Source organism: Massilia sp. NBRC 108631, assembly GCF_059704565.1.
Genome location: NZ_BAAKJE010000238.1, coordinates 1 through 209, shown reverse-complemented (window position 1 = coordinate 209; position 209 = coordinate 1). Strand labels below are relative to the sequence as shown.

General features: G+C 69.4%; 1 pseudogene. It reads right to left on the bottom strand.

Going from position 1 to position 209, the window contains the following annotated elements:
* A pseudogene (locus AC6H42_RS25600) lies at positions 1-209 on the bottom strand (filamentous hemagglutinin N-terminal domain-containing protein); the annotation flags it as partial.

Here is a 209-nt window from a genome sequence, read left to right as displayed (position 1 = left end):
AGCACCTGGCCCAGGTTCAGCGCCTGGTCCGCCGGCGCCGACAGCACCACGTGCACGTCCGGGTTGGCCGAATCGACCAGCTGCACGCTCTTGCCGGCCGCCAGTATGACCTCGCCCTGCGGCGAAGTGATCACGCCGCTGTTTTCCACGCTGGCGCCGATCAGGTAGACCTGGCCGCCGCCCGGGGTGCTGATGCTGCCCTGGTTGAC